Consider the following 21,594-nt stretch of genomic DNA (forward strand, 5'->3'; position numbering starts at 1 on the left):
GCAGGTGCCGCGCCATCGTGGTTGCTCGCGCAGTTCCCCGCGCCCCTGGGGACTCCCCGAGCGGGGGGCAGGTGCCGCGCCCTGAGGGTTGCTCGCGCAGTTCCCCGCGCCCCTGGGGGCGCGGTCGCACCGGCGTGGCTCAGAAGACGACCAGCGCGCGGCCTCCCTTGCCGGCGATCATGGTGTCGAAGGCGGCCGGGATGCCGTCCAGGGTGATCCGCTCGGTGACCAGGGCGCCCAGGTCGAAGGCGCCGGAGCGGATGTGCCCGGCGAGGACCGGCAGGTCGCGGGCGGGGTCGGAGTTGCCGTAGACGCAGCCGGCGAGGGTGCGGCCCCAGTGGAAGATCTCCAGGGCGTTGAAGGAGACCTTCTCCTCCTTGCCGCCGATGCCGACGACCGTGGTGCGTCCGCCGCGCCGGGTGGACTCCCAGGCGGTGCGGATGGTGCTCGCCCGCCCGACGCACTCCACCGCGACGTCCACGCCCTGCTTCCCGGTGAGGGCGCGGATCTGGCGGGCGGTGGTGTCGGAGGCGACGACGTACTCGGTGGCGCCGGCCGCGCGGGCCAGTTCCTCCTTCTCCGGGGAGACGTCCACGGCGACGATCGTGGCGGCGCCCGCGATCCGGGCCGACTGGAGCGCGGCGAGGCCCACTCCCCCGACGCCGAACACCGCGACGGTCTCACCCTCACGGACGCGGGCGGAGTGGTGGACGGCGCCGTAGCCGGTGAGGACGGCGCAGCCGAGCAGGGCGGCGTCGGCGAGGGGGACGCCGTCCGGGGCGGGCAGCACGCACGCGCCGGGCACCACGGTCTCCTCGGCGAACGCGGCCACGTTCAGGCCCGGGTGCAGTTCGGTGCCGTCGTCGGCGCGGCGGGCGTGCACGCGGGCGGCCCCGTCCAGGGCGTGCGCGCACAGCCACACCTCGCCGCGCCCGCAGGCGGGGCAGGCGCCGCAGGAGGGCGCCCAGTTGAGGACGACGCCGTCGCCGGGGGCGACATGGGTGACGTCCTCGCCGACGGCGGCGACGGTGCCGGCGCCCTCGTGGCCGAGGACCGCCGGGACGGGCACGCGCATGGTGCCGTCGGACAGGGACAGGTCGGAGTGGCACACCCCGGCGGCGGCGAGGCGGACGCGCACCTCACCGGGCCCGGGCTCGGGCAGGTCGACCCCGGTGATCTCCAACGGGGCGCCCACGGCGGGCAGAACGGCGGCTCGTACGGCCATGAGGATCTCGACTTCCCTAGAACTGGAGGGACTTGGTCTGGAGGTACTCGGTCAGTCCGTGGACACCGAGTTCGCGGCCCACGCCCGACTGCTTGTAGCCGCCGAACGGCGCCAGCGGGTTGAACCGGCCGCCGTTGATGTCGACCTGGCCGGTCTCCATGCGGCGGGCGAAGGCGGCGGCCTCCGCCTCGTCACCGGCCCAGACGGCGCCGGCCAGGCCGTAGACGGTGCCGTTGGCGATCCGCAGGGCGTCGTCCTCGTCCTCGTAGCGCAGTACGCACAGCACGGGGCCGAAGATCTCCTCCTGCGCGACGGTCATGTCCGGAGTGACGTCGGCGAGGACGGTTGGGCTGACGTACCAGCCCTGTGGGCGCGGGGCCTCGGGGCCGCCCGCGACGAGGCGGGCCCCCTCGGCGACGCCCTTCTCGATGTAGCCGCGCACGCGGTCCCGCTGGCGGGCGCTGACGAGGGGGCCGATGCGGTCGCCGTACTTGGCGGCGGCGGCCGCGGCCAGCTCCACGGCCTCGTCGTACCGGTCGCGGTGGACCAGCATGCGGGTCCAGGCGCTGCACGTCTGGCCGGAGTTGGACATCACGTTGGCGACGCCGACGTTGACGGCGCGGGCGAGATCGGCGCTGGGCAGGATGACGTTGGCGGACTTGCCGCCGAGCTCCAGCGCGACCCGCTTCACCATGCCGGCGGCGATCGCGCCGATCCGACGGCCGACGGCGGTGGAGCCGGTGAAGGACAGCAGGTCGACGTCCGGATGCTCGGCGAGCGCCTGTCCGGCCACCGCGCCGAGGCCGGTGACCAGGTTGAACACGCCCGCCGGGACGCCGGCCTCGTGCACGCACTCGGCGAAGATCCGGGCGACCAGCGGGGTGTTCTCGGCGGGCTTCACCACGATCGTGCAGCCGGCGGCGAGGGCCGGGGCCGCCTTGGCGACGATCTGGTGCAGCGGGTAGTTCCACGGGGTGATCGCGGCGACCACGCCGACCGGTTCGTGGTACACGGCCGAGTTGCCGATCTTCTCCTCGAAGGAGTACGTCGACGCCAGCTCGGCGTACGAGCCGGCGACCGCGACCGGCACGCCGGCGTGGACGGTCCGGGAGAGCTTCTCGGGCGCGCCGAGCTCGGCGGTGACCGTCGCGGCGATCTCGTCCCTGCGGGCGTGCAGCTGGTCCCGCAGCGCGGCGAGACGGGCCGCGCGCTCGGCGGGCGGGGTGGCGGCCCAGGCCGGGAGGGCCGCGCGGGCGGCGCGCACGGCGGCGTCGACGTCCTCCACGGTGCCCGCGGGGACGGTGGCGATCACCTGCTCGTCCGCCGGGCCGACGACCTCGATCACGTCGGGGCCGGCGGCGGGGCGCCAGGCGCCGTCGATGTACATGCCGTCGTATGCCTTCATCGCGGTTCCTCCGGGGCGGGGGCGTCCTGTGCGGACACCTAAACTAGCGATGTTAGTTTTCCCGCGCCAGAGGGTCGGCCGCGTGCCGCCGCTCACTCCTCCAGGTCGGGCAGGCGGTCCGGGCTGGGGCAGATCCTCTGACCGTGCTGGTCGAAGACGAAGAGGTGGGCGAGGTCGACCAGGAGCGGCACCTGCATGCCGTACCGGAGGCGGATGTCGGGCGTGGTGCGGACGATGAGGTCGCCGGGGAGGCGGGGTTCGGCGGAGGCGGGCGCGGAGGACGTGTCGCCAGGGCCCGGGCGGTCGGATCCGTCCAGGGTGGCCACGGCGCCCGTGCGTACGGGGCTCGCCCGGAGGGCGCCCGCGCGCTCCCGGAGGCGTTCCAGCACCGTGCCGCCCTCACGGCGGCGGCGCCGGACACCCGCCCGTCCGGGGGCCGGGCGCGGGGCCTCCAGCTCGGGGACGACGGCGGGGCGGGAGCCGGTGTTGAAGTGCACCAGTACCTCGTGGCCCTGGAACTCCAGGTGCTCCACCAGACCGGTGAGGGGCACCTCGCCGGGGCGCGCGGCGGATGGCTTGGCGATCCGCACGGCCTCGGAACGCAGGCCCACGATGACCTCGCGGCCCTGCTGCACCCGGAGCAGCTGGTGGTCGAGGGACAGCGGTTCGGGCAGCCGCAGGAACTGCTTGCCCAGGCTGACGGTCATCGCGCCGTCCAGCGGTGCGCGGACCAGGCCCCGCAGGAGGTTGATGCGCGGGGTGCCGATGAAGGCGGCCACGAAGACGTTCTCGGGGAGCGAGTACACCGCGCGGGGCGTGCCGACCTGCTGGAGGACGCCGCCGCGGAGCACGGCGACCCGGTCGCCGAGCGACATCGCCTCCGACTGGTCGTGGGTGACGTAGACGGTGGTGACCCCCAACTGCTGCGTGAGCTGCGAGATCTCCGCGCGGACGTGGTTGCGGAGCTTCGCGTCGAGGTTGGACAGCGGCTCGTCCATCAGGAAGGCGGAGGGGCGGCGGGCGATGGCCCGGCCCATCGCCACGCGCTGACGCTCACCACCGCTGAGCTGGGCGGGGAAACGGTCGAGGAGGTCCTCGATGCCCAGCATCCGGGCCGTGGCGTCCACCTTGGGCGACGGGTCGTCGCCTGGGGCCTCGATGCGGAGGGGGAAGCCGATGTTGTCCCGGCCGGTCATGCTCGGGTACAGGGCGAAGTTCTGGAACACCATCGCCATGTCCCGTTCGGACGGCGGCAGTTCGTTGGCGTACTCGCCGTCGAGGAAGAGGCTGCCCTCGTCGATCTCCTCAAGGCCCGCGATCATGCGCAGCACGGTGGACTTGCCGCAGCCGGACGGGCCGAGCAGGACGAGGAACTCACCCGGGGTGATGGCCAGGGACAACCGGTCGACCACGCGAGCACCTCGCGTGTAGGACTTGCTCACGTCGTGCAGGGTGATGGCGCGTGTCATGAAAGTGCCCCCGGGGGCTCATCAGGGCGCTGCTGCTCCGCGGTCGGACGCCCCGTGCGGGTCGTACGGGGCGTGTGAGTCACGGAAGCTAACGGAAAGTAGGCGGCCGGGGAAGACAACGGACGAGATCGGGGCGTTCCGTCCGCCTTGTGAGAAACCGGAGGCAAGCGTTCGAGACGGCGGCACGTGCGGGGGGGACTGAGAGCCCTCATCCCTTCCCTGGCGGCTCACCGCGGGGCGGTGCACTTGCCCGGTGCCTCGGGCGGGGACCCGGCGGGTGCCGTGCCGGCCGCCTGGCCGTCCGGCGCCGGACCCGGCGGCGTGCGTACCGCCACGCCCGCCGACGCCAGCAACAGCGCGCCCAGCATCACGAACGGGGCCGCCACTCCCGCCACTCCGGCGATCAGGCCCGCCGTCGCTGGGGCCGCGACCTGGCCGAGGCGGTTGCCTGTCAGGCGGAGGGCCAGGGCGGTGGAGCGGGCCGCGGGCGGGGCGGCCTGGACGACCGTGGTCATGGAGAGCGGCTGGCCCACGCCCAGGCAGAAGCCGAGGGCCGCGAGGACGAGCGCCAGAGACGGCACCGCCAGCGGCAGCGCGACCGCCGCGCACAGCTCCGCCGCCAGCAGGCACGTCACCGTGAGCAGGGCCCGACGGCCGAGCAGTCGCAGCAGCGGGGTGAGGACCAGCCGGCAGGCGATCGTCGCCGCCGCGCGCAGGCTGAGCAGCAGGCCGACCACCGCCGGGTCGATCCCCCGGTGCTCGCCGACCACAGGGAGATACGCCGTGAGGATGTCGGTCGCCGACAGCACCGCCACGCTGATCAGCATGCCCGCCGGCACCCCGCGCGCCCGCAGGATGCCCCGCACCGGCACCCGGTCGTCCCGCGACGCACGGGGTTTCACCGCCCCCGCTTCCTCGACGCGCCACAGCGAGGTGAGCGCGACGGCGCCGCCCGCTCCCGCGGCGAGGAGGGCGACCGCGCTGGTGCGGGCCGTGTCCGCGCCGATCAGCGCCCCCGCCGCGACGGGCCCGGCGAGCTGCCCCAGCGAGGCGCCGATGGTGAAGTGCCCGAAGTTGCGGTCCTGTTCGTGCGGCGCGGACCGGCGGGCCACGAGCGACTGCGCGCCGATCACGAAGCACAGGTGCCCGAGGCCCATCACCCCGCTCCACAGCGCCATCGCCCCCAGCGATCCGGCGACGCCGCTGAGCGCGCAGCCCGCGGAGATCAGCACCACGCCGGTCGGCAGCAGCGGCGCGCAGCGGCCGTGGTCGGTGCGCCGGCCGAGCGGGACGGCGGCGAACAGCGGCAGCAGCGCGTAGACACCCGCGATGACGCCGACCGCGCGCTCGTCCGCGCCGAGGGCCAGCGCCCGGTAGGAGACGGCGGGCCGGGCCATCGACACGGCCGCCTGCGCGAAGCCGAAGGCGACGACGAGGCGGAGCAGCCAGCCGCGGTTCCCGCCGGGCGTCATGACGAGGTCCTCCCAGAGATGCGGGGGGGGTGCGGCGCGGGGTCAGATCGTGCCGAAGAGGATTCCGGCCGTCAGGATCAGCAGGCACGTCAGCGCCGCCCACTTGACCACGAACCGTGTGTGGTCGCCGAACTCGACCCGGGCCATGCCGACGAGGACGTACACCGCGGGGACGAGCGGGCTCGACATGTGCAGCGGCTGGCCGACGAGGGAGGCGCGGGCCATCTCCAGCGGAGTGACGCCGTGGGCCGCCCCGGCCTCGGCGAGCACGGGCAGGACGCCGAAGTAGAAGCCGTCGTTGGACATGAAGTAGGTGAGCGGCAGGCTCAGCACGCCCGTGACGAGGGCCATGTGCGGGCCCAGTCCCTCGGGGACGGCGTCGACCAGCCGGCCCGCCATGCTGTCGACCATGCCGGTGCCCTGGAGGACGCCGGTGAAGACGGCGGCGGCGAAGACCATGCCGGAGACGTTGAGGACGTTGTCGGCGTGGGCCGCGATGCGGGCCTTCTGGTCGGGCAGGCGAGGGTAGTTGACGGAGAGGGCGAGCGCGGCGCCCAGCAGGAACAGCACCGGGATGGGCAGCAGTTCCAGGATCATCGCCGTGATCAGGGTGCCGGTGAGCAGCGCGTTGAACCAGTACAGGCGCGGCCGCAGGGTGGGCCGGTCCGGGTCGAGGCCCTTGAGGAGGTCCCCGTCGTCGTCCCCGCCGTCCGCCTCGCCCGTACCGCCTCCGACGGGCCGCTTCCCGAGACGTCCGCCACCGGCACCCGCGCCCGCGCCCGCGCCGACCAGCACCGTCTCCTTCGTCTCGACGGACTCATCGTCGGCGATCCGCAGCGCCCCGAGCCGCCTGCGCTCCCGCAGCCCCAGCACGTAGGCGAGGCCGAGGACGCCCAGCAGGCCGACAAGCAGGGCGGGGATCATCGGGACGAAGATGTCCGCGGCGTCGAGTTTCAGGGCGGTGGCCGCGCGGGCCGTGGGGCCGCCCCAGGGGACGGTGTTCATGACGCCGTTGGCCATGGCGGCGACGCCGGTCATCACGACCAGGCTCATCCCCAGCCGCTTGTACAGCGGGTACATCGCCGAGACGGTGATCATGAAGGTGGTGGAGCCGTCGCCGTCCAGCGACACGATCGCGGCGAGCGCGGCGGTGCCCACGACGACCCGCATCGGGTCGGCCTTGCAGAAGCGGAGGATTCCGCGCACGACCGGGTCGAAGAGTCCGACGTCGATCATGACGCCGAAGTAGACGATCGCGAACATCAGCATCGCCGCCGTCGGGGCGAGGCCGGTCACTCCGTCGATGACGTAGTCGCCGAGGTGGGCGCCCTTGCCGGCGGCCACGCAGAACAGCGCGGGAATCAGCACGAGCGCCGCGATCGGCGACATCTTCTTCGTCATGATCAGGACCAGGAAGGTCGCGATCATGGCGAAGCCGAGGATGGTCAGCATGAATGGGACACCTAACGTTCGCCCTTGAACTTCCGGCGAGGGCCGGCGGTGTGACGACGTTAGGTACGCCCGGGCGGCGTCAACAAGACGTGAGACCGTGAGCAATAAGCGCAAAACCCCAGGTCAGGCGTTTACTCAGGTCAGCGCGGTGACCGTTTCCGGTTCCTCGGCGTGCTGCGGGGACACCTCGACGGACACGCCGTTGAGCACCGCGTTGCCGGACAGCGGGTCGAGGAGGCTGCCGTCGAGGAGCTGGTTGACGTTGACGCCGGGATTCGCGGAGGCGTGCCGGGTGCGGGTGCCGGGCCGGTCGTGGCCCCAGCCGTGCGGCAGGCTCACCACTCCGCGGCGCACGGCGTCGGTGACCTCGGCGGGGACGGTCACCTCTCCCCCGGCCCCCTTGACCCGCACGGGCTGCCCGTCCCGTACGCCGAGGCGTTGTGCGTCGTCGGGGTGGAGGTGCAGGGTGCAGCGGTTGGAGCCGCCGGTGAGGGCGGGCACGTTGTGCAGCCAGCTGTTGTTGGAGCGCAGATGGCGGCGGCCGACCAGGACGAGTCCGTCGGTGCGGTCGCGAAGGGCGGCCCGCAGCCGGGGCAGGTCGGCGGCGATCGGGCCGGGCAGCAGCTCCACCTTGCCGCTGCGGGTCTTCAGCGGCTGGGGCAGGCGCGGGCGCAGCGGTCCGAGGTCGATGCCGTGCGGGTGGGCGAGCAGCTTCTCCAGGGTGAGCCCGTCGGGGTCGCCGCCGAAACCGTCGCCGTAGGGGCCGAGGCGGAGCATCATGTCGAGGCGCCGTTCGGGGCCGTTGTCGCCGGTGAGCAGGCCGGCGAGCTCCTTGGGGTCGCGGCCGTGGACCGGGGAGTGCGGTTCGCGGACGGCCTTGCCCAGGGTCTGCCGGATCACCAGGTCGTCCACGGCGGACGGATCGGCGCCGTGCATGCCCGTGGCGGCGAGGACGATCCGGGCGAGGATCTCGGTCTCGGCCATGCGGCCGGGTTCGAGGGGCACGGCGGGGCGCGTGTAGCGGACCTGGTTGCGCACGGCGAGGGTGTTGAACGCGAAGTCGTGGTGGGGGCTCTGGGCCGGCGGAGGCGGCGGCAGGACGACGTGGGCGTGCCGGGAGGTCTCGTTGAGGTACGGGTCGACGCTCACCATGAAGTCGAGCGAGGCGAGCGCCTTGTCCAGCCGGTCGCCGTCGGGTGCGGAGAGCACCGGGTTGGCGCCGACGGCGACGACGGCACGGACCGGGGCGCCCTCCTCGGTGGGGGTGTCGATCTCCTCGGCGAGGGCGGACAGCGGCAGTTCGCCCTTGGCCTCGGGGTGGCCGCTGACGCGCGAGTGCCAGCGGCCGAGGGCGAAGCCGCGGCCGGGTCCCGCGGGGCGCGGTGTCCTGTCGGTGGCGGCCTGCGGGAAGAGCGCGCCGCCGGGCCGGTCGAGGTTGCCGGTGAGGGCGTTGAGGACGTCGACGAGCCAGCTGGCGAGGGTGCCGTGCGGGACGGTGCAGCTGCCGATGCGGGCGTAGACGGCTGCGGTGGGCGCGGCGGCGAGTTCGCGGGCGAGGGTGCGGATGACGGCGGCGTCGACGTCGCAGGCGCCGGCGACCGCCTCGGGGGTGAAGTCGGCGAGGGCGTCGGAGAGTCCGGCGAGACCCTCGATGTGCGGGGCGGCGGCTCCGAGGTCGGCGAGGTCCTCGTCGAAGAGGGTGCGGGCGATCGCGGCGAGCAGCAGCGCGTCGGTGCCGGGGCGGACGGCGAGGTGCCGGTCGGCGAGGCGGGCCGTGCGGGTGCGGCGCGGGTCGACGACGGTGAGAGTGCCGCCGCGCGCCTTGAGCGCCTTGAGCCGGCCGGGGAAGTCGGGCGCGGTGCAGAGGCTGCCGTTGGACTCGAGCGGGTTGGCGCCGATCAGCAGCAGATGGTCGGTGCGGTCCAGGTCGGGCACGGGGATGAGGTTGGCGTCGCCGAAGAGGAGCCCGCTGGAGACGTGCTTGGGCATCTGGTCGACGGTGGACGCGGTGAAGAGGCTGTGGGTGCCGAGCCCGCCGATGAGCAGGGGCGGGTAGAGGGCGCCGGCCATGGTGTGGACGTTGGGGTTGCCGAGGACGACGCCGACGGCGTGCGGGCCGTACCGGTCGACGGTGCCGCGCAGTCCGGCGGCGACGGCGTCGAAGGCCTCCTCCCAGGTGGCCTCGCGCAGTTCCCCGTCGACGCGGACGAGCGGGGTGCGCAGCCGGTCGGGGTCGGAGTCCACTTCCGGGAAGGCGGCGCCCTTGGGGCAGACGAAGCCCTTGCTGAACACGTCGTCGCGGTCGCCGCGTGCGCCGGTGACCTTGCCGTCGTCGACGGTGAGGACCAGGCCACAGGTGGCCTCGCACAGGGGGCAGATACGCAGGGCGGTGCGGGACACGGGTCCTCCCGGTACGGCGGCGGTGACGCATGGACGAGCCGAGCATACCGACCGGTACGCATGGAGGGGAGGGCGTGCGGGAATCCGGGCGGGACCCGGGGTCAGTCCAGGACGCGGGCCAGATACGCCCGGAGCAGCGCGCGCAGTTCGGCGACGACCTTCTCGTCCCCCTCGGGCGCCACCCGGAACGCCAGGTCGACCAGGGCGTCGGCGGCCTCCACGGCCACCAGGAAGGTGCGGCGCAGGTCGTCGTCGGCCGGGCGGCCGAGGTGGCCGGAGAGGAGCGCGGCGAGCCGGTCGGCGACGCGGTGGTTGGGCTCGGCGCGGCGCGCCCCGACGGGGATCTGGTTGCCGAAGTCGACGAGGGAGAAGCCGGGAGCGGTGCGCTTCATGTCCAGGTACGTGTCGAGGACGACGTCCATGGCGTACCGCCAGCCGCGGTCGCCGGTGACGGCCAGCCGTTCGGTGACGCGGTCGGTGAAGCGCTCCAGGTTGCGCCGGGCGAGCGCGTCGGCCATCTGGCGTTTGTTGGAGAAGAAGCGGTAGACGGAGCCGATGGGCACCCCGGCGCGCTCGGCGACCGCGCGGGTGGACAGGTCGTCGTAGCCGACCTCGTCGAGGAGTCCGGCGCAGGCGTCGAGGATCCTGGCCAGCCGTTCGGCGCTGCGCCGCTGCACCGGCGCCCGGCGGAGCGATGGCGTGTGGGACACGGCCCTCATCATGCCTCCCCGGGCCCTTCCGGTGAACCGGGCCCCTCGGGGATGGGCTCCACGCTCGACTCCGGGGTCGGCTCCTGCCCGGAGACGGTGATGTCCGCGGTGCTCTCCACGGGTTCGCCGTCGACGGCCCACACGGACCCGTCGTCCGCGTACAGCCGTGCGGTGACCTGGTGGGTGCCGCGCGGGAAGGCGCCGGGGGCGAGGTGGTACTCGGGGGTGCGCAGCACGGCGACGCGGCGGCCGTTCACCTCCAGGTGCGCCAGGCCCCGGCCGGGCTCGGCGCGGCGGCCCGTACCGTCGGGCGAGAAGCGGAAGTTGCGCACCCGCAGCCGTACGTCCCAGCCCCCCTCGGCGTCGGGGACGACCTCCACGGTGACCTGGGGCGCGCCCTCCTCGTCCACCTCCCGGTAGGGGCTGCCGTCCTCGTCACGCTCGTCGAGGAGCCGGCCCACGGGTGAGGACGACACCTCGCCGCTCCCCCGGCCGCCCGGGGTGTCGCAGCCCGCGGATCCGGCCGGCACGACGACACAGACCGCGAGCGCGGGGATGACTGTCCTCCACCTCCACGTCATGCGGGGGAGCGTAGAACAGGGGTCCGAACGCGCGAATCCCCCTGGAGTCTGGTTCCTGATCCTCCGCGAAGGGGAGAGCGGAGGTCCGGCCCCGGACGAGACCGCGTGGCACCCTTGCGCCCGGGTAACCGCAATCCTACGGTGTTCCATAGGAATCGGCTCGGTGCAAGGGAGCAGCGGACATGAGCGACGGGGCCACCGCCCGCGGGAGCGCGACGGAACGCGAGGAGGCGCGCAAGACCGCCGAGGGTCTGGAGCACCTCTCCGGCTTCGGCAACGAGCACAGCTCGGAAGCGGTGCCGGGGGCTCTGCCCGTGGGCCGCAACTCCCCGCAGCGCGCGCCGCTCGGGCTCTACGCGGAGCAGCTGAGCGGGTCGGCCTTCACCGAGCCGCGGGCGGAGAACCGCCGCTCGTGGCTGTACCGGATCCGCCCGTCCGCCGCGCACCCGTCGTTCACCCGCACGGGCAACGGCGCGCTACGCTCGGCGCCCTTCACCCAGACGGTGCCCGACCCCAACCGGCTGCGCTGGAACCCGCTGCCGGATCCGGACGAGGGCACGGACTTCCTGGCCGGCCTGTGGACCCTGGGCGGCAACGGTGACGTGGCCCAGCGCAGCGGTATGGCGGTGCATCTGTACCACGCCACCGCCTCCATGCGGCGGGTGTTCAGCGACGCCGACGGTGAGCTGCTGATCGTGCCGGAGCGCGGCGGGCTGCTGCTGCGCACGGAGTTCGGGATGCTGCATGTGGAACCGGGACACGTCGCGCTGATCCCGCGTGGGGTGCGCTTCCGTGTGGAGCTGCTGGACGAGACCGCCCGCGGATATGTGTGCGAGAACTATGGTGCGGCCTTCCGGCTGCCCGACCTCGGCCCGATCGGCGCCAACGGGCTGGCGAACGCCCGGGACTTCCGCGCCCCGGTCGCCGCGTACGAGGACGTCGAGGGTCCGGTGGAGGTGGTGAACAAGTTCTGCGGCAACCTGTGGGCGGCCACCTATGACCACTCCCCGCTGGATGTCGTCGCCTGGCACGGCAACCATGTGCCGTACGCCTACGACCTTCGCCGGTTCAATGTGATGGGCACCATCTCGTACGACCACCCCGACCCGTCGATCTTCACCGTGCTGACCTCCCCGAGCGACACGCCGGGTCTCGCGGGCGTGGACTTCGTGGTGTTCGCGCCGCGCTGGCTGGTCGGCGAGGACACGTTCCGGCCGCCGTACTTCCACCGGAACGTGATGAGCGAGTACATGGGCCTGATCGAGGGCGCGTACGACGCGAAGGCGGCCGGGAAGGGGGGCTTCGTGCCGGGCGGCGGCTCGCTGCACAACATGATGTCGGCGCACGGCCCGGACCGGGAGACGTTCGACCGGGCGAGCGCGGCGGAGCTGAGGCCGCAGAAGATCGACGACGGGCTCGCCTTCATGTTCGAGACCCGCTGGCCGGTGTCCCTCACCCCCCAGGCGGCACGCGCGGAGCACCTCCAGCAGGGGTACGACGACGTGTGGCGGGGCCTCGAGCGTCACTTCCGGCCATTGCACTGACCGTTCTCCGACCGGTACGGATAGCGCGTGACCTCCTTCGCCCCGGACTCGATCGTCCTCAACCGCAAGTTGCCGCTCTGGTATCAGGTGTCCCAGTCGCTGCGCGCCTCGATCCTCGGCCGCTCGCCCCACGACCCGCTGCGCCTGCCCACCGAGGAGCAGCTGGCCGGGCATTACGGGGTGAGCGTGCTGACCATGCGGCAGGCGCTGAAGGAGCTGGAGGACGAGGGGCTGATCACCCGGCACCGGCGGCGCGGCACGTTCATCGAGCCGGACGCCCGGCGGGGCGCGCCGGTGCGGCTGCTGGGCTCGGTCGACGCGATCGTGGCCCAGCAGTCCGGCATGACGACGGAGCTGCTGGAGCACGGGCCCGCGCCGGTGCCGTCCGAACTCGCCGAACATTTCCCGGATCTGGCGGAGACCGCCGCCTACCACCGGCTGCGCAGCGACGAGAAGACCGGTGAGCCGACCAACCACGCCCGCAACTACGTCCGCCCGGAGCTGGCCTGGCGGATCGATCCGCAGGATCTGGTGCGGTGGCCGATGACGAAGGTGCTGCGGGACGTCGTCGGCGCGGACATCAGCCGCATCACGGACACCGTGGAGGCGCGGCTCGCGGACCCGGAGACGGCGCGGCTGCTCCGGGTCCCGCTGCTCAGCCCCATCCTGCACTACACGGGCGTCACGTACGACTCCGCGGGAAAGGCGCTGGACGTGGCCGTCATCCACTACCGGGGCGACCGTTTCTCCTTCACGGTGACCCTGGACGCCACCTGATCCGCGCCCGCCGGCAGGTCGTACGATGCCCAGCGTGACGCACGACGACGCTCCGCTGCTGGCGGACCTCATGCCGTGGTCCGTCGCACCGCCGCGGCTCGGCCGGGGGTGGCCGGCGGCCCCCGACGCGGCGTCCCTGAAGGCTCGTTGGGACGCGCTGGTGAAGGCCGAGGGCCCGGACCGCGAGGCCCTGTTCCGGCCGACGCGGTCCCGCACCCCGCACACGGCGGTCGGTCAGCTGCCCGGGCAGGACGGCGGCACGGAGCGGCTGGCCCGCGCGACCGGGCCGTGCCCGGAGCCGGTGCGGGTGCTGGCCGGGCCGTTCGACGAGCAGTGGCTGATCCCCGACCAGCGGCTGATCGACGCTCCCCGGCCGGAGCTGTGGCGGGTGGCGGACGACCGCCAGATCTTCGCCGTCGAGACGCCCGGCGAAGGGCCGCCGCTGCTGGCGACCTCCCTCTTCCCTGTCCTGCGCACGGGCCGGATCCGCCCGCTGTACCGCCGCCCGGACGCCACCGAGCCCAACCTGACCCCCGGGCTGACGGACCACCTCGCCGCCCGGCTGGGGCTCGAGGTCTCCCCCGTCGACGTCCTCGCCTGGGCGACGGCCGTGACGCGTCCCTCGCCGGACGGGCTCGCCGTGCCGCTGACCGCCGACCCGGACACGTGGCAGCGAGGGGTGGCGCTGGGCCGCCGCATGCTCTGGCTGATGCGGCGGGACGGCGAACGCCCCAGACTCCCCGGCGGCCGCCGCCCGTACGTCCGCGCTCCGCTGCCGTCCCGTCCGCCCGCGCTGACCTACGACCGCGACGAGGAGGCGCTGCTGCTCGGCGAGGGGCGCGTCTCCCCGGTGCCGGTGGAGGCGTGGGAGTTCGAGTCGGGCGGGGTGCGGGTGCTCGAGGCGTGGTTCGCGTCCCGCACGGACCCGGCCGAGCCGGGCACCCTGGAGGCGATCCGTCCGGCCGCATGGCCGCAGCCCTGGACGTCGGAGCTCCTGGAGCTGGTCACGGTCCTCACCCTTCTCGCCGAAGCGCGGCCGCTCCGCGAGGAGTTGGCGGCTGATGTCCCGTCACAGGTCACCCCGTCCGACCTGCGCGCAGCGGGCGTCCTGCCTACCCCCGCCCGGACCCGCCGCCCGGCCTCGGTACTGGACACCCACGAAGAGGGCCCGGAGGGGCAGCTCGCGCTGCTCTGAGCGGAGGGTGGACGCCGTCCGGCACGTGGTGCGACGCGGCACGGCCGAACCGGCGCCGCCCGGCACGGGATGCGACCCGGCACGCCCCAACCGGCGCCGCCCAGCACGGAGGGGCGGCGCCCCGTGCGGCACGGCGGCGTCGCGCGCGGGCACGCCGCGAGGAAACCGCCACCGGCGGCGCACACGACGGCGCGGTGGCGACGGCACTGCGGGACCTGTTCGGCAACGCGCCGGTGCCGGAGGGCGCGGCCTGGCCGATGGCGCATCCGGTGGCGGGGTCACTGGCCTGGTGCGCGCTGCTGCTCGCGGTGTTCGTGCCGCTGGCGGTACGGCAGTACGCGAAGGGTGAGCGGTGAGCGGTCGCGGCATCGCGCCGACGCTGGAGGGTGCCCCTGCGAGGACGCCGGGTGGGATCGGGGTCGGCAGGGTGAGGGCCGGTGTCGCGGGCCGGCGGGGCAGGGCCTTGTGCCGTGGGGACGACGGGCGGGCGGACGCCGCGCCGGGACGGGTGGGACCGTCCGGCGCGGACGCTACCGGCTGCCGAACAGGGAGCGGCGCAGTCGGCGCAGCGGGGCGAAGAGCGAGACACGGCTCGCGCGGGCCCGTGCGCCCCTGGTGCCGTGGTGCGCGCTGTCACGCGCGGTCAGCTCACGCATGAGCGACGTCGCCTCGGCCGTCTCCCGCTGCGGGACGGCCGGTCCCGCGAGGACCGAGAGGTGGCGGTCGAGGCGCGAACTGCTCGCGCTGCTGCCGCAGGTGATCGCAGGGACCCTGGCCCTGCTGCGCACTGTTATCTGTTCCATGTCACTCCCCACCCGTACGACTCCACCCGGCCCGGGCAGGGTAACCCTATCGCCCCGTACGGGCACCCGTGTATCGAGGTCACAGGATTCACCTTCCCCGTAAGGGTGTTGACGAACACTCGACGATTACTCTCCGAATCCGACCGTTTTCAGGGCGAGTTGGACGATGGGCTGGCCGGTGGGTTGCGGAGAGCCGCCGTCCGGTTCGACGGTTACCGCGAGTGACGACGAAGCGGGGTCGAGACCCGACGCCGCCAAGGGCGTGTCGCCCTCGAAGAGCCCGAGCGAGCGGGGCCGGCCCTCCCGGTCCATGAGCCAGAGCTGACGCACCCGGCCCGACGGAGGGTCGTCGTATCCGCCCAGAGTGACGACCGCCCCGCGGGCCGATACGGAGGCGATCACTCCGATCGTGCGGCCGCGGGCGTCCCGGCCGCTGCTCGCACGGGCGTCCGGCGCGGCCAGAACGTGGGCGATCTCACGTGCCCGGTCGCGCTCGGCGGCGAGTTCGTCCTGGGTGCGGTTCGCCTGGACGGCGAACAACGAGGCGACGACGAGCGCCGCGGCGGCGGTGGCCGTCGCGAACGGCGCGAGCAGCACCGCCCGGCGGCGCTCCCGGGCGCGCGGCGGGGGCGCGGCCCCCCAGACGTGAGCCGGGAGCTGTGGTTCCCGAGCGGTCCTGGCCCTCTCCTGCGAGGCGGGTTCCTGGGTGGTGGTGCGCACGGCGGCCAGGACCCGGTCGCGCAGGTCGGGCGGGGCGGGCGCGGCGGTGGACCAGGCCAGCCGGACGGCGTCCTCGGCGAGGTCGCGCACCTCGGCGGCGCACCGGTCGCAGGACCTCAGATGCTTCTCGAAGCGGACCCGCTCGGCAGGGTCCAGCGCGTCGAGGGCGTAGGGGGCGGCCAGCGAGTGCGGGTCCTCGCGGGAGAACAGCCGGCGGAACACGCTCATGCCGCGCCTCCCAGACAGTCGCGCAGGCGGGTGAGCCCGTCCCGCATACGGGTCTTGACGGTGCCCAGCGGCAGTCGGAGCCGCTCGGCCACCTCGCGGTAGGTGTAGCCGTCGTAGTAGGCGAGGGTGACCGACTGGCGCTGGAGCGCGGTGAGGCGGTCCAGGCAGCGGCGCACCCATTCGCGTTCGAGGCCGGCCTCGACCTCCTCGGCGACCTGGTCGAAGGCGGGACCGTGGCCGCGCCGCGCCTCCCGCTGCTCGCGCTCGCCGGCCGCGCGGACGCTGCGCACCCGGTCGACGGCCCTGCGGTGGGCGAGGGTGAGCACCCAGGACAGGGCGCTGCCCCGGCCGGGGTCGAACCGGGCGGCGGAGCGCCACAGTTCGAGCAGCACCTCCTGGGCGACCTCCTCGGACTGGGCCGGGTCGCGCACCACGCGCCGCACCAGTCCGTAGACCGGCCCGGACACCAGTCCGTACAGGTCCTCGAAGGCCTTCTGGTCGCCTCCGGCCACGCGGATCAGCAACTGGTCCGCCTCCAACGCTCGTCCCCCTCTCCCGGCCCTGCCGGACCGCCCGGTCGCACAAGGCATTCGCAGCGAGCGCGCCTCCGGATGGGAAGTACGGATCACCGGGCCGAAAACGCGGGTCGGCGCGGAGAAATGCTGAGCGGGAACCGGCCGTCGGGGAGCGGCGAGTGCGAAGCCGTGCGCGACATCGGGCGCGAGGGGCGCGGAAAAATTCGTCCGCGCTTCGGCCAATCCGGTCCCGCCGGTGCTCCGAATCCCAGTGCGTCAAGGCAAGTCGGCACTGAGGACGGACGGCATGACAACTGACTCCAGGACCGGTTCGGGGCGCAGGAGCCTCGCGACCCTGATCTGCGGTGCGCTGGCCGCCGGAGGTCTCGCGGCCGCGGGCGCGTCCGCGCTGGAACCCGAGGCGGCCTCGGCCTCCTCCCACCGGGAGGCTCCGCTGATCTCGGGCACCCCGCAGTTCGACAACACCGACCTGTACGCGTTCGTCAGCCCCGACAAGCCGGACACGACGACGATCATCGCGAACTGGATCCCGTTCGAGGAGCCCGCCGGCGGACCGAACTTCTTCACGTTCGCCGAGGACGCGCAGTACGACCTCCACATCGACACCAACGGTGACGCGCAGGGCGAACTGCTGTTCCGCTACACGTTCAGGACGCACGTCAAGAACGAGAGGACGTTCCTCTACAACACCGGCCCGGTCACCAGCCTGGACGACCCGGACCTCAACATCACGCAGACCTACGACCTCGAGATGCTGAAACTGAAGGACCAGCACGCGGTGTCCCGCACGAAGATCGCGGACGACGTGCCGGTGGCGCCGTCGAACGTCGGCAAGGCGTCCATGCCGGACTACGACACCCTGCGCAGGCAGGCGGTGCACGAACTGGCGGGCGGCACGACCACGTTCGCCGGCCAGGCCGACGACCCGTTCTTCCTCGACCTGCGGGTCTTCGACCTGCTGTACGGCGGGAACCTCTCGGAGGTCGGCAACGACACGCTCAAGGGCTACAACGTCAACTCCGTGGCGCTGCAGGTGCCGACGCACCTCATCACGGAGTCCGCGGAGCAGCCGGTCGTCGGCATCTGGTCCACCACCCAGCGCAAGAACGCCGAGGGGCACTTCGTGCAGGTGTCGCGGCTGGGCAACCCGCTGGTGAACGAGGTCGTCAACCCGGTCGGCGACAAGGACACGTTCAACGCGTCCGCGCCGTGGGACGACGCCCAGTTCCTGAAGAACGTCACGGAGCCGGAGCTGCCGAAGCTGATCGAGGCGATCTACAAGATCCCGGCGCCGGAGGAACCGCGCGACGACCTGGTCGACGTGTTCCTCAAGGGCGTCGAGGGCCTCAACCAGCCGCCGCACGTGCGCCCCTCGGAGATGCTGCGCCTCAACACCTCGATCGCGCCGGCCGCGAAGCCGAAGCGGCTGGGCGTCCTGGACGGCGACACCGCCGGCTTCCCCAACGGGCGCCGGCTGACGGACGACGTGGTGGACGCCGCGCTCCAGGTGGTCGAGGGCGAGCTGGTCGGGGCGAAGAACGACCTGGGCGACGCGGTCGACGAGAACGACAAGAAGTTCGGCGCCTCCTTCCCGTACCTGGCGAACCCCACGGAGGGCTCGCGCGGCCCGCTCGCCAAGGGTGTCGACAGCGGCAACGACGTCCGCAGCCAGCTCGGTGACGCGCTGCGGCCCGCCGGTGCGGACGGCGCGGACGACACCACCCTCATCGCCGCGTCCGCGGGTGCGGGAGCGGGCGGACTGCTGCTGATCGGCGTGGCGCTCATGTGGTGGCGCCGCATGCGCCGCCGCGCGTACTGACCCACCCGGCGGCCGGCGCGCCCGGCCGCCCCACCGACCGGCGCGGCCCTCCCCTCCCTTCCCCCACGGCAGGGCCGCGCCCCCATCGACGAAGGAGCCCCATGTCCCCGCGCACGAACGACAGCACCCGCGGGAGCGGCCAGGAGGCGACACCGCCCGCCGGAGCGCCGACGGCCTCGGAGGCGCGAGCCGCCTCGGAGGCGCGAGTCGCCTCAGAGGTGCGAGCCGCCTCAGAGGTGCGAGCCGCCTCGGAGGCGCCGGCAGCCTCGGAAGGACCGGCGGCCGCCCAGGCGCCGCGGGCCGCGTCCACCGCCGAACGCGTCGACGCGCTGCGGCGGTTCGCCGCCGCCGTGCGCCGTGGGCGCGGACCGCATCTCACGTCGTGCGCCGTGCTGCTGGCCGTGGCGATGACCGCCGGGGCCGTCGCCGTGGGGGGTGACGGGCGGGACGCGGCGCGTGCCGTGCCCGGGGTGTCCCGGGCGGTGGACGCGGATGTGCTGGTCCGGGGGGACCTGGACACGGGGATCCGGTCGTTGCAGGCCCACGTGCGGGAGCAGCCGCGGGACTTCGGGGCGTGGGCGACGCTCGGAGCCGCGCAGGTGGAGCGGGCGCGGACCGACGGGGACCCCTCCCGTTACGCCCTTGCCGAACGCGCCTTCGCGCGGTCCCTCGCCCTGCGTCCCGGCAACGACCGGGCGCTCGCCGGGCAGGCCGCCCTCGCCGCCGCGCGCCACGACTTCGCCGCCGCACTGGACCACGCCGACCGCGCCCTGGCGCGGAACCCGTACAGCGAACGCGCCCTCTGCTCCCGGATCGACGCCCTGGTGGAGCTCGGCCGGTACGAGGAGGCCGCGAAGGCGGCCACCGTCGCCGACCGCAGGCGTCCGGGCGTCCCCGTGTTCACCCGGTACGCGTACGTGCGGGAGCTGCGCGGCGACGTGCGTACCGCCCGCCGGGTGCTGCACCAGGCCCTCGGCACCGCGGCCGGCCCCGCCGACGTGGCGTACGTGGCAACCGCGCTGGGCAACCTGGAGCGCGGTCAGGGCCGGTACGGCATCGCCCTGCGCCACTACGCCCGCGCGCTCGCCGCGGACGACGCCCACCTCCCCGCCCTGGAGGGCCGGGCGCGCGCCCAGGCCTCGGTCGGCGACCGCGCGGGCGCGATCACGACGCTGGAGCAGGTCGTCGCCCGCTCCCCGCTGCCCGGCCCGCTGGTCGCCCTCGGCGAGCTGTACGAGGACCGGGGCGACCGCGCGAAGGCCCGCGAGCAGTACGCCCTCGTCGACGCCTGGACCGCGCTGGCCCGGGCCGGCGGCGTGGACGTGGACCTCGACACCGCGCTCGCCGCGGCGGACCACGGGGACCCCGCCGAGGCGCTGCGCGCGGCCCGCGCCGAGTGGGACCGCCGGCGGACGGTGCACACGGCGGACGCCCTCGCCTGGGCGCTGCACCGGGCGGGCCGTTCCGCGGAAGCCCTGCCGTACGCCCGCCGGGCCACGGCCACCGGCTACCGGGACGCCGCCTTCCTCCACCACCGGGGCATCATCGAGAAGGCCACCGGGCACGACCGCGCCGCCCGCGCCTCCCTCACCGCCGCCCTGGAGCTGGACCCGGGCTTCTCCCCGCTCGGCGCCCGTGCGGCGCGGGCCGCCCTGAAGGACCTGGAGGCGGCGCGTTGAGTCTCCTCCGTCCCGCCACGGCCGGCGCGGCGCTCCTCGCCGCCGCCACCGCCCTCGCCCTGGTCCCGGCCACGGAGGCGAGCGCGCACCCGCTCGGCAACTTCACCGTGAACCGGTACGACGGCCTGGTGGCCGCGCCCGGCGAACTGCGCGTGCACCACGTCGAGGACCTCGCCGAGATCCCCGCGACCCAGGCAGCGCCGGACCTCGCCGGCCTGGGCCGCGACGCCTGGGCCCGTGAGCGGTGCGCGACGGCCGCCCGCGACAGCGAGGTCCGGGCCGACGGACGTCCGGCGCCGCTCACCGTGCGCGCCGCCCGCGTCCTGGTGCGGCCCGGCCAGGCGGGACTGGACACCCTGCGCGTGGAGTGCCGGCTGACCGCGCCCCTCCCCCGGGGCCGTACGGTCGCCGTCGACTTCCGCGCGGCGGGGGGTGACTCGGGCCCCGGCTGGCGGGAGGTCACCGCGCGGGGGGACCGTACGACGCTCGCCGCCTCGGACGTGCCCGAGGAATCGCTCTCCGCCCGGCTGACCCGCTACCCGGAGGGGCGGCTCGACTCCCCGCCCGACACCCGGACCGCGTCCCTGCGGGTCCGTCCCGGCGGCCCGGCGACGGCGGCGGGCGGGACGGACGAGGCGGACGCGCCCGCCTCCGCGATCCTGCCCCGGGGCGCCGACCGCTGGACGCGGGCCCTGGACGACCTCGTGGCCCGGCGTGACCTGACCGTCGGTTTCGCCGCGCTCGCCCTGCTGCTGGCGGTGGTCCTCGGCGCGATGCACGCGCTCGCGCCGGGCCACGGCAAGACCCTGATGGCCGCGACCGCGGCGGCCCGCGGCGGGCGGGCGCGGATGCGGGACGTGCTGCCGATGGCCGCCTCCGTCACGGTCACCCACACCCTCGGCGTGGTCGCCCTGGGGCTGCTGGTCACGGCCGGTTCCGCCGCCGCGCCCTCCGTGGTCGCCTGGCTGGGGATCGCGAGCGGCGTGCTGGTCATCCTGGCCGGCGCCCAGCTCGTACGCCGCGCGCTGCGCCAGCGCGGTCATCACACGCATCCTCACCCCCACGAGCACGAACCCGGGCACGAACACCCTCACGACCACGGGCACCCCCAGGGCCATCCCCACCGGCACGACCACGACCACCCGCACCCGCACCCGCACCCGCATACCGCCCTCACCCACACCCACGGCGGGCGTACGCACACCCATCCCGCCGCGCCCTCGGTGCGCGGCACGATCCTGCTCGGGTTCGCGGGCGGTCTCGTCCCCAGTCCGTCCGCCGTCGTGGTGCTGGTCGGCGCCGCCGCTCTGGGCCACGCCTGGTTCGGGCTGCTGCTCGTCGTCGCGTACGGCGTCGGACTGGCGCTCACCCTCACCGCCGCCGGGTACGCGGTGGTGCGGGCGGGCGGGGGCGTGTCCCGGCTGCTGGCCCGGCGCCCGCGCTGGACGAGCGCGCCGTGGGCGGCGCTGGTGCGCCGGAGCGCGCCCCTCGGTTCGGCGTGCGTGGTCCTGGTGCTGGGCGCCGGATTGGTGTTCAGGGGGGCCGCATCCGCACTCGGCTGAGCTACTTTCATGAGGAA

17 protein-coding genes and 1 pseudogene are annotated in these 21,594 nt (G+C 74.3%); 7 read left to right on the forward strand and 11 right to left on the reverse strand.

All coding sequences use genetic code 11. The features are described from left to right. Positions 1-139 precede the first annotated feature (139 nt). The 8 genes from MTR79_RS23475 to MTR79_RS23510 all read right to left on the reverse strand — a co-directional run bounded on the left by MTR79_RS23475 (position 140) and on the right by MTR79_RS23510 (position 10,714). A complete protein-coding gene (locus MTR79_RS23475; RefSeq protein ID WP_102640620.1) occupies positions 140-1,225 on the reverse strand; it encodes a Zn-dependent alcohol dehydrogenase in 1,086 nt (361 codons plus the stop codon). Between the two features lie 16 nt (positions 1,226-1,241). Continuing rightward, positions 1,242-2,630: an aldehyde dehydrogenase family protein gene (locus MTR79_RS23480; RefSeq protein ID WP_086700386.1), complete on the reverse strand. Its 1,389-nt coding sequence runs from the start codon at positions 2,628-2,630 to the stop codon at positions 1,242-1,244. Positions 2,631-2,722: 92 nt separating this feature from the next. Continuing rightward, a complete protein-coding gene (locus MTR79_RS23485) occupies positions 2,723-4,099 on the reverse strand; it encodes an ABC transporter ATP-binding protein (protein WP_244791912.1) in 1,377 nt (458 codons plus the stop codon). 227 nt (positions 4,100-4,326) lie between these two features. Next, positions 4,327-5,571: an MFS transporter gene (locus MTR79_RS23490; protein ID WP_244791913.1), complete on the reverse strand. Its 1,245-nt coding sequence runs from the start codon at positions 5,569-5,571 to the stop codon at positions 4,327-4,329. Between the two features lie 42 nt (positions 5,572-5,613). Next, positions 5,614-7,023 (reverse strand): citrate:proton symporter, encoded by a 1,410-nt coding sequence (locus tag MTR79_RS23495; RefSeq protein ID WP_086700390.1) that lies wholly within the window; start codon positions 7,021-7,023, stop codon positions 5,614-5,616. Between the two features lie 135 nt (positions 7,024-7,158). Continuing rightward, positions 7,159-9,423: a molybdopterin oxidoreductase family protein gene (locus MTR79_RS23500; protein WP_086700392.1), complete on the reverse strand. Its 2,265-nt coding sequence runs from the start codon at positions 9,421-9,423 to the stop codon at positions 7,159-7,161. A 101-nt stretch (positions 9,424-9,524) separates the two neighbouring features. Further along, on the reverse strand, positions 9,525-10,142 hold the full coding sequence (locus tag MTR79_RS23505) for a TetR/AcrR family transcriptional regulator (RefSeq protein ID WP_086700393.1): 618 nt from the start codon (positions 10,140-10,142) through the stop codon (positions 9,525-9,527). After that, positions 10,142-10,714, reverse strand: a complete 573-nt coding sequence (locus MTR79_RS23510; protein WP_086700395.1) for a hypothetical protein — start codon at positions 10,712-10,714, stop codon at positions 10,142-10,144. Before MTR79_RS23510 ends, MTR79_RS23505 begins: the two co-directional genes overlap by 1 nt. A 182-nt stretch (positions 10,715-10,896) precedes the next feature. Here MTR79_RS23510 and hmgA point away from each other — a divergent pair, with 182 nt between their 5' ends. From hmgA to MTR79_RS23530, 4 genes and pseudogenes are all read left to right on the forward strand, one after another. Beyond that, the gene (gene hmgA, locus MTR79_RS23515; protein ID WP_244791914.1) at positions 10,897-12,258 is read left to right on the forward strand and encodes a homogentisate 1,2-dioxygenase; all 1,362 of its coding nucleotides are present in this window, start codon (positions 10,897-10,899) and stop codon (positions 12,256-12,258) included. A 27-nt stretch (positions 12,259-12,285) separates the two neighbouring features. Further along, positions 12,286-13,035, forward strand: coding sequence for a GntR family transcriptional regulator (locus tag MTR79_RS23520; RefSeq protein WP_102640611.1), 750 nt, complete (start codon positions 12,286-12,288; stop codon positions 13,033-13,035). 25 nt (positions 13,036-13,060) lie between these two features. Continuing rightward, positions 13,061-14,230 carry a type ISP restriction/modification enzyme gene (locus tag MTR79_RS23525; protein ID WP_244791915.1) on the forward strand — a complete coding sequence of 390 codons (1,170 nt, stop codon included), beginning with the start codon at positions 13,061-13,063 and terminating at the stop codon, positions 14,228-14,230. Between the two features lie 191 nt (positions 14,231-14,421). After that, positions 14,422-14,586, forward strand: a pseudogene (locus MTR79_RS23530) (ABC transporter permease); the annotation flags it as partial. 174 nt (positions 14,587-14,760) lie between these two features. Here the strand turns inward: MTR79_RS23530 and MTR79_RS23535 are convergent. The 3 genes from MTR79_RS23535 to MTR79_RS23545 form a co-directional block, all read right to left on the reverse strand. After that, on the reverse strand, positions 14,761-15,033 hold the full coding sequence (locus tag MTR79_RS23535) for a hypothetical protein (RefSeq protein ID WP_031021765.1): 273 nt from the start codon (positions 15,031-15,033) through the stop codon (positions 14,761-14,763). A gap of 126 nt (positions 15,034-15,159) precedes the next feature. Beyond that, complete coding sequence (locus MTR79_RS23540) at positions 15,160-15,981, reverse strand: anti-sigma factor (protein WP_244791916.1); 822 nt, start codon at positions 15,979-15,981, stop codon at positions 15,160-15,162. Next, the gene (locus MTR79_RS23545; RefSeq protein ID WP_048459120.1) at positions 15,978-16,520 is read right to left on the reverse strand and encodes a sigma-70 family RNA polymerase sigma factor; all 543 of its coding nucleotides are present in this window, start codon (positions 16,518-16,520) and stop codon (positions 15,978-15,980) included. Before MTR79_RS23545 ends, MTR79_RS23540 begins: the two co-directional genes overlap by 4 nt. Positions 16,521-16,803: 283 nt before the next feature. On the opposite strand from MTR79_RS23545, the gene MTR79_RS23550 reads away from it, so the two are divergent. From MTR79_RS23550 to MTR79_RS23560, 3 genes are all read left to right on the forward strand, one after another. After that, positions 16,804-18,336, forward strand: coding sequence for a DUF4331 domain-containing protein (locus tag MTR79_RS23550; RefSeq protein ID WP_086700010.1), 1,533 nt, complete (start codon positions 16,804-16,806; stop codon positions 18,334-18,336). A gap of 101 nt (positions 18,337-18,437) precedes the next feature. Beyond that, positions 18,438-20,015: a hypothetical protein gene (locus MTR79_RS23555; RefSeq protein WP_244791917.1), complete on the forward strand. Its 1,578-nt coding sequence runs from the start codon at positions 18,438-18,440 to the stop codon at positions 20,013-20,015. Next, entirely contained in the window at positions 20,012-21,577 is a 1,566-nt protein-coding gene (locus MTR79_RS23560; RefSeq protein WP_244791918.1) for a nickel transporter, read from the forward strand. Before MTR79_RS23555 ends, MTR79_RS23560 begins: the two co-directional genes overlap by 4 nt. The last annotated feature ends 17 nt before the right edge of the window (positions 21,578-21,594 follow it).

Origin of the sequence: Streptomyces sp. BJ20 (genome assembly GCF_022869105.1) — a bacterium.
Taxonomy (GTDB): domain Bacteria; phylum Actinomycetota; class Actinomycetes; order Streptomycetales; family Streptomycetaceae; genus Streptomyces; species Streptomyces griseoincarnatus.